The organism is Aggregatimonas sangjinii, assembly GCF_005943945.1.
GTDB lineage: Bacteria > Bacteroidota > Bacteroidia > Flavobacteriales > Flavobacteriaceae > Pelagihabitans > Pelagihabitans sangjinii.
Genome location: NZ_CP040710.1, coordinates 4,276,107 through 4,285,176 on the forward strand (window position 1 = coordinate 4,276,107; position 9,070 = coordinate 4,285,176).

The 9,070-nt window shown below is 43.3% G+C and carries 5 protein-coding genes; 4 read left to right on the forward strand and 1 reads right to left on the reverse strand.

Going from position 1 to position 9,070, the window contains the following annotated elements:
* The first annotated feature begins 62 nt into the window (after positions 1-62).
* Positions 63-992 carry an SPFH domain-containing protein gene (locus FGM00_RS17850; protein WP_138854224.1) on the forward strand — a complete coding sequence of 310 codons (930 nt, stop codon included), beginning with the start codon at positions 63-65 and terminating at the stop codon, positions 990-992.
* Positions 993-1,325: 333 nt separating this feature from the next.
* Here FGM00_RS17850 and FGM00_RS17855 read toward each other — a convergent pair whose 3' ends face one another.
* Complete coding sequence (locus tag FGM00_RS17855; RefSeq protein ID WP_138854225.1) at positions 1,326-3,011, reverse strand: glutamine--tRNA ligase/YqeY domain fusion protein; 1,686 nt, start codon at positions 3,009-3,011, stop codon at positions 1,326-1,328.
* Positions 3,012-3,196: 185 nt separating this feature from the next.
* Here FGM00_RS17855 and FGM00_RS17860 point away from each other — a divergent pair, with 185 nt between their 5' ends.
* The 3 genes from FGM00_RS17860 to FGM00_RS17870 all read left to right on the forward strand — a co-directional run bounded on the left by FGM00_RS17860 (position 3,197) and on the right by FGM00_RS17870 (position 8,378).
* Positions 3,197-5,449 (forward strand): Ig-like domain-containing protein, encoded by a 2,253-nt coding sequence (locus FGM00_RS17860; protein ID WP_138854226.1) that lies wholly within the window; start codon positions 3,197-3,199, stop codon positions 5,447-5,449.
* 10 nt (positions 5,450-5,459) lie between these two features.
* On the forward strand, positions 5,460-7,658 hold the full coding sequence (locus FGM00_RS17865; protein ID WP_138854227.1) for a PorP/SprF family type IX secretion system membrane protein: 2,199 nt from the start codon (positions 5,460-5,462) through the stop codon (positions 7,656-7,658).
* Positions 7,659-8,072: 414 nt separating this feature from the next.
* The gene (locus FGM00_RS17870) at positions 8,073-8,378 is read left to right on the forward strand and encodes an EF-hand domain-containing protein (protein ID WP_138854228.1); all 306 of its coding nucleotides are present in this window, start codon (positions 8,073-8,075) and stop codon (positions 8,376-8,378) included.
* The last annotated feature ends 692 nt before the right edge of the window (positions 8,379-9,070 follow it).

A 9,070-nucleotide genomic window follows, 5' to 3' on the forward strand; every position in this document is an offset into this window, starting at 1 on the left:
AAAAATTGCTACTGATATCGTAAACTCTCACTATATTGAATTCATAATTAAAAAAATACACCATGGGCCAATTCCTCTTAATACCGATTATCTTTTTCGGAATCATTATTCTGCTCTCCTCCTTTTTTATCGTAAAGCAACAGACCGCCGTCATTATCGAACGCTTTGGAAAATTTCACAGTATTCGCCAATCAGGTCTTCAAATGAAGATTCCGCTAATCGATAGAATCGCCACGCGCGTAGGTCTAAAAATTCAACAGCTCGATGTTATCATAGAGACCAAAACACTTGACGACGTTTTCGTGAAGCTCAAAGTATCGGTCCAGTATGTTGTTATTAGGGAGAAAGTATATGAAGCTTTCTATAAATTGGAGTACCCACATGACCAAATTACCTCCTATGTGTTTGATGTGGTACGTGCCGAGGTGCCAAAAATGAAATTGGATGATGTATTCGTTAAAAAAGATGACATTGCCATTGCCGTAAAGTCTGAATTACAGGATGCCATGTTGGACTACGGCTACGACATTATAAAAACTTTGGTGACCGACATTGATCCAGATTTACAGGTGAAGCAGGCCATGAACCGCATTAATGCATCGGAGCGTGAAAAAATCGCCGCCCAATTCGAAGGTGACGCCGCCCGTATCCTTATTGTTGAAAAAGCAAAAGCGGAGGCCGAAAGCAAAAGACTGCAAGGCCAAGGTATCGCCGATCAACGTCGCGAGATCGCCCGTGGTTTGGAAGAATCCGTAGAGGTATTGAACAAGGTTGGTATCAATTCGCAAGAGGCATCGGCCCTAATCGTTGTTACGCAACACTACGATACGTTACAATCGATAGGAGAGGAGACCAATACGAATCTTATTCTATTACCGAACTCACCTCAAGCCGGTAGCGACATGCTGAACAATATGGTTGCCTCCTTCACGGCGAGCAATATGATCGGGGAGTCTATGAAGAAAACCAGCAAAACCAAGAAACCTGAATAGATTACCTTTGGGAAAACAAACAACATTCAAATCGTATTTAAAAAACAAAACCCTTGGTCACTATCGTGGCCAAGGGTTTTGTTTGTATTTCGCTATGTTGAAAGAATAATATAAACAATCTGTAGGCCTCAGAGCTGACGGCAGTCAAGCTCAAATCTCGATTATCGAATAAAAAAGATAAGAAAGCCCTCTAAGGCCTTCCAGAGTAGTATTTCACCACCTTTTAACCAATTGTATTGGCCGCTAGAGAAAAGCTTCCAAAACGCCTTGGAACGAGCCGATTCAAATAGAAAATACCGATTGATATATTAATGTCGATAAGAAAAATCAATATTAGTCATGCTGTTGGATTTTCGCCCACGAATCCCTTAACCCGACCGTTTTATTAAAAACCAATCTATCGGACGTTGTATCGGGGTCGACACAAAAATAGCCGATACGTTGAAACTGGACCTTATCACCCATTTGCGCATCTTTTAAATGTGGTTCAACATATCCGGTGGTGACCTCTAAAGAATCCTTGTTGATGAATTCCATAAAATCCTTATCCTTATGCGTATCCGGACTTTCATCCGTAAACAAGCGATCGTATACGCGAATTTCGGCTTTTAAAGCGTGCTGAATGGACACCCAGTGTAAGGTTCCTTTCACCTTTCGTAAACTTTCCTCCGTTCCGCTCCCGCTTTTGCTTTTAGGGTCATATGTACACTGTACTTCAATAATATTCCCTTCGGTATCTTTGGTACAACTCTCCGCCTTAATAATGTAAGCGTTCTTTAGCCGAACTTCCTTTCCCAACTTTAAGCGGAAGAATTTTTTGTTGGCCTCTTCCCTAAAATCCTCCTTCTCAATATAGATTTCCCGAGAAAACGGAACCTTTCGTGATCCCGCGGAGGCATCCTCAGGGTTGTTCTCGGCATCGAGCCATTCCTCACCATTTTCGGGATAATTCGTGATGACCAATTTCAAGGGGTCTAACACCCCATGTACCCGAGGTGCAATTTTATTAAGATGATCCCGTATTTGAAATTCCAACAGGGAAACATCAATGAGGTTATCCCGTTTGGCGATCCCGATCGTATCGGCAAAATTGCGTATGGATTCCGGGGTATAACCCCTACGTCGCAGTCCTGAAATCGTTGACATTCTTGGATCGTCCCAACCATCTACAATTCCTTCTTCGACCAATTTTGCCAATTTCCGTTTGCTTACCACGGTGTGGCTCAAATTTCTTCTGGCAAATTCCCGCTGCTTTGGTCTCACCTTGTCCGCATCATACACCTGATCCAAAAACCAATTGTACAATTCCCTATGCATGGCGAACTCCAGGGTACAGAATGAATGCGATACTTGTTCGATATAATCGCTCTCCCCGTGCGTCCAATCATACATAGGATAAATACACCAATCAGTATTTGTACGATGGTGTGCCCGGTGCAATATGCGATACATAATGGGGTCGCGCATCAACATATTACTCGAGGTCATATCGATTTTTGCTCGTAACACATGAGCGCCTTCTTCAAATTTTCCAGCCTTCATCCCTTCGAACAACTCCAAATTTTCGCTAACGGAGCGATTGCGATAAGGGCTTTCACTGCCCTCCGTTGTCGGGGAGCCCTTTTGTTTTGCCATTTCCTCGCTGGATTGGCTATCTACATACGCCTTCCCCTCCTTAATCAGGAGGACGGCCCAATCATACAGTTGCTGGAAATAATCAGATGCGTACCGTTCGGTATCCCATTCATATCCCAACCACTCGACATCCCGTTTGATGGCGTCTACAAACTCCTGTTCTTCCTTGGCCGGATTGGTGTCGTCGAACCTTAAATTTACCGGGGCACCATAACGTAGCCCCAACCCGAAATTCAAGCAGATAGAACTTGCATGGCCTATGTGAAGATATCCGTTGGGCTCCGGCGGAAAACGAAAGCGCAGTTTGTCCTTGGAGAAGCCGGTTTTCAGGTCATCCTCGATAATATGCTCTAAAAAATTCAATGATTTGGCCTCTTCGCCCATAGCAAACAAATTAAGCTACAAAAATAACGAAAATGCTTGTATTACGGACTTATTAAAATTTCTCACCCCACTTAAAATGCGTTTCACAACATATTTTACGCAGCCCACAACATTAAGTTTCACACGCGTAATTAATATAGCATTTTTGTCTATGAATACTGTAGTACCCCAAATCTACGACTACTATGAACTTACGAAAAAGATTTTCCCCAACACTATTACTATTGGCATTTGTACTTTTAGGTGCCTCCCAGCTTTCTGCACAGGTTTTACAAGCGCCCGAACCGGCACCGAATCAGAATCCTCCCAACAACGGGGCGGGTAATGCCTGGGGTCCCAACATTTGTGCAGGCATCAATGGCTTTAACGAATACTTCATGGAAATCAGCTGGGTAGGCAGCTTCGATGCCAGCAACGAATTTATCTTGGAACTATCCGATGCTTCGGGAAGTTTTAGCGCTCCCGTTGAGCTCGCCCGTGAGGGAGGACAAAATACGACGAGCGGACAGTTCTTTCAACAATTTGCGCTTCCAACAAATACGAGGGGAGATGGATATAAATTCAGGGTTCGCAGTACAAGCCCCGTCAGACCCCCTGCTGAGTCCGCAACATTCTCATTGTACTATCAAGGGGTCACCTCCAATTTCAATATTAGTCCCAACGGGGACGGTACCACACCGGGAACCTATAATACTACGACACCGGTCACCCTTACGGTTGATAATATTCCCGATGCCAATTCATACTCCTACCAATGGTATAGAAGTGGCACCGGCCCACTCGCTGAAACAGGTCCATCCATATTGGCCGATCAAGACGGTATGTACCAGGCCTATATCGATTATGGGCCTTGTACAGGTTCCAGTAATGCCTTTTCCAATGTGATAGACGTACAGTTCTGTAGTGGCAGTCAAGGTATCTTTATTAACCCACCAAGTAACACGGCATTGTGCGCAGGACAAACCGAAACCTTACAAATCAACACTACCGATGGCTCATGGAGCTATCAATGGTATAAGAATGGTACGGCGATACCGGGTGCCACGGCCGACAATTATACCGTGAATGCCAATACAGTCGGTTTTGAAGGTGACTATCAAGTAGAGATTTCGGCCACAGGCATATGTACCGAACGGTCTGCAGGCATCACCATGACAAACGCCGGCGGCTTTACCGTAACCCGTGACAACCCTGCCAATGTAGTGGTCTTGCCTTCGCAACCCGAAACCTTGAGTGTAAGCACTACCGCTACGGCAGCAAACTATCAATGGTATCGAAATGGTACTATTATAACCGGCGCTACGAACAGCACTTTGGAAATTACCCAAGACGGAACATACTATGTCGAGGTATCCACTACCGGTGCCTGTGCGACCACGGTAAGTTCCGAAACAACAACAGCTGTTGTCCCGGATTCTTTTGAAGTAGTCATAGGATACAATCCTACAACTTACGCTGCATGTTCGAATACCGACGTGGTTTTGGAAGTAACCACCATAAACGCCTTGGTCAACGGTAGTCCCATAGATGTAACCGTAGCCTTAGTCGATTCCTTTTCGTATCAATGGCAAAGAGACGGCGTCGCCATCGCGGGTGCAACCGGAAGAAATATCAGTTTAAGCGATACCGCTGAAAATGGAAGTTATGTCGTAAACGCTACTTTAAATACATATACCGATGAGTCCAATACGTTACCGGTACAACTATTAACAAACGAAACGGTGACCATTACCAGCAATGGTACCGTATTTTGTAGCGGTGGCGATACGTTAACGATTAGCACAGCTACTGACCTGAGTTCAGAAACTTTTATTTGGGAGCGGAATGGTGTTGCTCTGGGCGCAACCACTCCAACACTGACCGTAACGGACACAGGTACTTATAGATTGGCCCTCGATAAAAATGGATGTACACTGTATTCCAATGAAATCGTAATTAATGGACTTGACCCGAATCTAATTCAATTAGATGTTGATGGAGATGTCATTTTCCCAGAGGGAAGTTCAGAAACCGTTAGAGCCTCCGGCGGAACCAGCTATCAATGGTTCGATGCCGGCAACAACCTCCTGAGTAGTACCGACACGATGACCTTTACCGAAGAAGGGGACTTTACCTTAGTGGCCTCTATAGACAATTGTCAAGTTACAAGACAACTAAGAGCCGTATATTTGGACCTCTTTAATATTCCTAACGTAATTACGCCCAACGGTGATGGCTCCAATGATCAGTGGGTCATCCCCAATTCCTATTCTAACAAGTCCGATGTAAGTGTTGTCATTTATAATGATAAAGGAACCGAGTTATTGAACGTTACCGGATACCAGAACAACTGGCCGGAATCTTCAATGACGTTCCCGAAACAGAACATGGTGTTCTACTATGTCGTTAGAAATGCCAACGAGACTTTAAAACAAGGAACCATCACTGTTATCAGATAATTTGTCCCAAATGAAATTTATCAAATACCTAAGCCTATCCCTTATTGTGTTCTTGTCTTTCACGGCCAACGTGCAAGCACAGGAAAACGACCCAGTATTGCCCTACCGGGTCGCACCACAAAATCTCTTGAAATTCAATCGTTTTTTAATCAACCCCACCTTTACCACGGTTCGGGAAGATAAATCCTATGTAAACCTTTTACATAGAAACCAATCGGTACAATTTCAGGACAATGATCAAACCTACTTCTTAAGTTACAGTGGGCGTATCGGGGACAAAAGTGGTTTGGGACTTAGCTTGTATTCGCAGCGAATCGGGCCAATTTCGAATATCGGGGTATTGGCCAATTACGCCTATGGAATCAAATTAAGCGATAAAAGTAATTTTACCTTCGGGGGTAACCTGGCGTATTACAGTACAGGACTGAACAGAAATGGTGTAGATGTTGTTGATCAAGATGATTTCTTACTGAATGGTACCGAAGACAGCAACATTCTTTCCTTTCAGCCCGGTTTTAATATTTCCTATGGAAAGTTCGATTTTGGGGCGTTCGCGGAAAACCTTATCGAATACAATTTGAAGACCAGTGAATCGCTGTCCGATTTTGCGGACAAAGGTTATTCGGCACATTTGCAATATACCCATCCATTTGATAAATCATCCGGGCTATTGGAGAACGCAAGATTGATGCCATTGGCTCGTGTTCGTATGAACAGCCAAAGAGTGCGTTCAACAGAGGAAAACGACCTTACCTATGGGGGCAGCCTTATTCTCGACCTTCCTAAATTGGGTTGGTTGCAAGGTGGCTATGATAGTTTTTACGGAGCATCGGTCGGAGCGGGCTTTAACATCAACAAGAGGCTATCCCTTGGGTATAGCGTTGAAAAAGGTTTCGTTAACGATTTCGATAATTTAGGGGTAACCCATGAGATTTCCTTTGCCTATTCCTTTACTCCGAATCTTACGGAAGACCGCGTTATGCTTGAAGACAATAATGACGAACTCGCGTCCAACGAAGAAATAGACCCGACCGCACTAACCGACAATGAGGAGATTGCCGAACTGAAAAGAAAACTGGCCGAAAATGATGCGATCATCGCAGAATTGATGTTTCGGCAGGATTCCTTGGAAGCCAATCGCCAACAGGACCTGGAACGGCGTTTTGAAATGGTGATGCGTATGGTGCGAAATGAAACAAGTGGCGAACGGCCCGACCTGGAAAAAAGAGCGGAAAATCTGTTCCGATCCGGAAATGACAAAACCACAGTCGCAGCGACCACTAGTTATACGAACCCGACTGAACAAAGCAGCAGCGATAATGGTATAGCAAGTACCGCAAAAACTGATGAAAAGGAAAATATAACAACTGGTACAAATACTACGTCGCAAGAACGTGATGCTGTTGTAGCAGCCACGGTACCGACCCGTAGGACCACACCAGGAACCGACCGCCAAACAGCAACCACAGCAACCACAAGTGCACAGGACAATACGCAAAGTAGTTCTTACGCCAAGGTTGCCGAAACGGATAAAATCAAGAGCAGGAAATTCCGTGATTTGGATGGTGTCGAAAACGGATACTATATCGTAGCCAATGTATATAAAGGTGGAAAGTATATGGAGAAGTTCATGAACAGCCTTGACGACAAAGGCATTGTATCCGACTATATCGACAATCCCAAAAATGGGCTGAAATATGTATATCTGGAGCGCTATGACAATTGGGAAGATGCATCCGCGGCATACCTCAGCAATCTGGGCGGTAACTACGATGGCCCGATGTGGGTCATGAATGTCGATAGCCGCTATACGAACGAGGCCTATGCGAGCAATGTCGATAAAATTCAGAAAAAAGCGAGTCAGTACGGCACCAACACTTTTAAGAAAAATACCGTTATTAAGGATAAAATCGCTGCGTCAAAACCTGCCGAAAGAAACTTTAGGTTAGAAGGTGTAGGATCAGGCTACTACATCATTGCCAATGTCTTCGCCAATCCTGAAAATGCAAAGCGTTTTGTAAAGACTTTGAACTCCTATGGTTTGAGTGCGAGCTATTTTATCAATCCGGAGAACAACTGGAGATATGTGTACCTAAAACGGCATGCTTCCTGGAACAACGCGCTTATTTCCTATTATTCGAAAATAAACGATTCGTACGAGGATAAAATGTGGATCATGCGGGTACACCAACAGGATGTGCTGGCGTAAAACTATTTTTCCGAGACGATTCAATATGAAAAAATCAAGTTATTAGGCACGGCGCTTAACCCAAAATCGAATCGCAATAAATTGAGACGAATTAGCCCCACGAGCTGGCAGTGCTGTTAAAAAAGAATCCTAAAGGAACCTATTCTATACCTGGTCTTAGGGTAGTTAAACCGGCACATTAAAACCAAATCATAACCCTATCACTCAATAGCCTGCGTTGCGCAAATGTTCGTAGAACAAAGTTCTTAATATTATGATCCCAAGATAAAATCAAAAATATTCATACCATTTGGTCTATATGGCGGCCGCTATAAAAGAATATCAAACTGGTTCAGCAACATCACTGACCAAAAGCTTAAAGAAAGTTCACCGGACTTAAGTCAAAATAGATAGAAGAATTCAAATCAAAAATTTATGAAATACGTATCGATCAAATCTACGCTTTGCGTATTAGGCATTGCTTTTTTCGTTACCAATAATGTATCCGGGCAATCAACGAATCAAGAACGCGAGGCGACACCTGTTGCTACGGCTGAAAAACTGTTCGCTAAAATGGATATGAACGAAGATGGACGGCTTACAAAAAATGAGCTCAACGGAACTTTAAGACATGATTTCAAAAAAATCGATTCCAACGCCGATGGCATTATCACGGAGGAAGAATTTCTTGAGGCTCCAAAACTCACGAAAAAAGCCATGCGCAAGGATGATCCTCAATAGCAATCTTTACCAAAATCTATAACTTCCCATATCACCATTTTTTCGCTGCTCTAATCATTGGGAAATCCGCCTTATCTGGTATTCAAGAAAACCACCTTTTTAAAATAGCATTTAGCCAATTACATAGGTCGTATTGGAAAATATTTTCTGGTCTTCCAGAAGAATTCTCTTAGTTCGTTAAAGTAGGGGCAAAGTCAATTCCTATTCCTCTTTAGCTGAAAAATTCAAGCGATTATCCGTAAATGCCAATGGGTAGGTTTGCCAGTTATATTACGTTTTTTTAGGGAATCCAAGTGCAGATAGATAAGGTTCGTACGGGTTGCTCAAAAAGCTATTTTGATTCCAAAACCGCATTATTTATGAATCCTACCTTCAATCATACCATTCGGTTTTATAGCCTATTTACTGATTACACACTACAATGATTCTTCTTAAATTAAAATTTTACCCGTTCTGAAACCATTTTTCTTTCCATTTTTATAGCTCCATTGTCTCCGATTAGAATCGGGCAAAAATGAAGGTGAGCCGTCAAAAAATCATTTCAACTTCTGTAAAATCCCATTTTCGCCGACCAACGACGCCACGGCAGATTACGGAGGAATCGAACACCTCCAAACCCTACCAAACCCGCGTTTCACAACAAAATTCGACCATACCACAACATTAAATTTCCAGCCACGTGATTAAGGTTA

Excerpts from the sequence above, each read along its gene's own strand:
- FGM00_RS17850 (WP_138854224.1), top strand. The coding sequence starts at position 63 with ATGGGCCAATTCCTCTTAATACCGATTATCTTTTTCGGAATCATTATT.
- FGM00_RS17855 (WP_138854225.1), bottom strand. The coding sequence starts at position 3,011 with ATGGGCGAAGAGGCCAAATCATTGAATTTTTTAGAGCATATTATCGAG.
- FGM00_RS17860 (WP_138854226.1), top strand. The coding sequence starts at position 3,197 with ATGAACTTACGAAAAAGATTTTCCCCAACACTATTACTATTGGCATTT.
- FGM00_RS17865 (WP_138854227.1), top strand. The coding sequence starts at position 5,460 with ATGAAATTTATCAAATACCTAAGCCTATCCCTTATTGTGTTCTTGTCT.
- FGM00_RS17870 (WP_138854228.1), top strand. The coding sequence starts at position 8,073 with ATGAAATACGTATCGATCAAATCTACGCTTTGCGTATTAGGCATTGCT.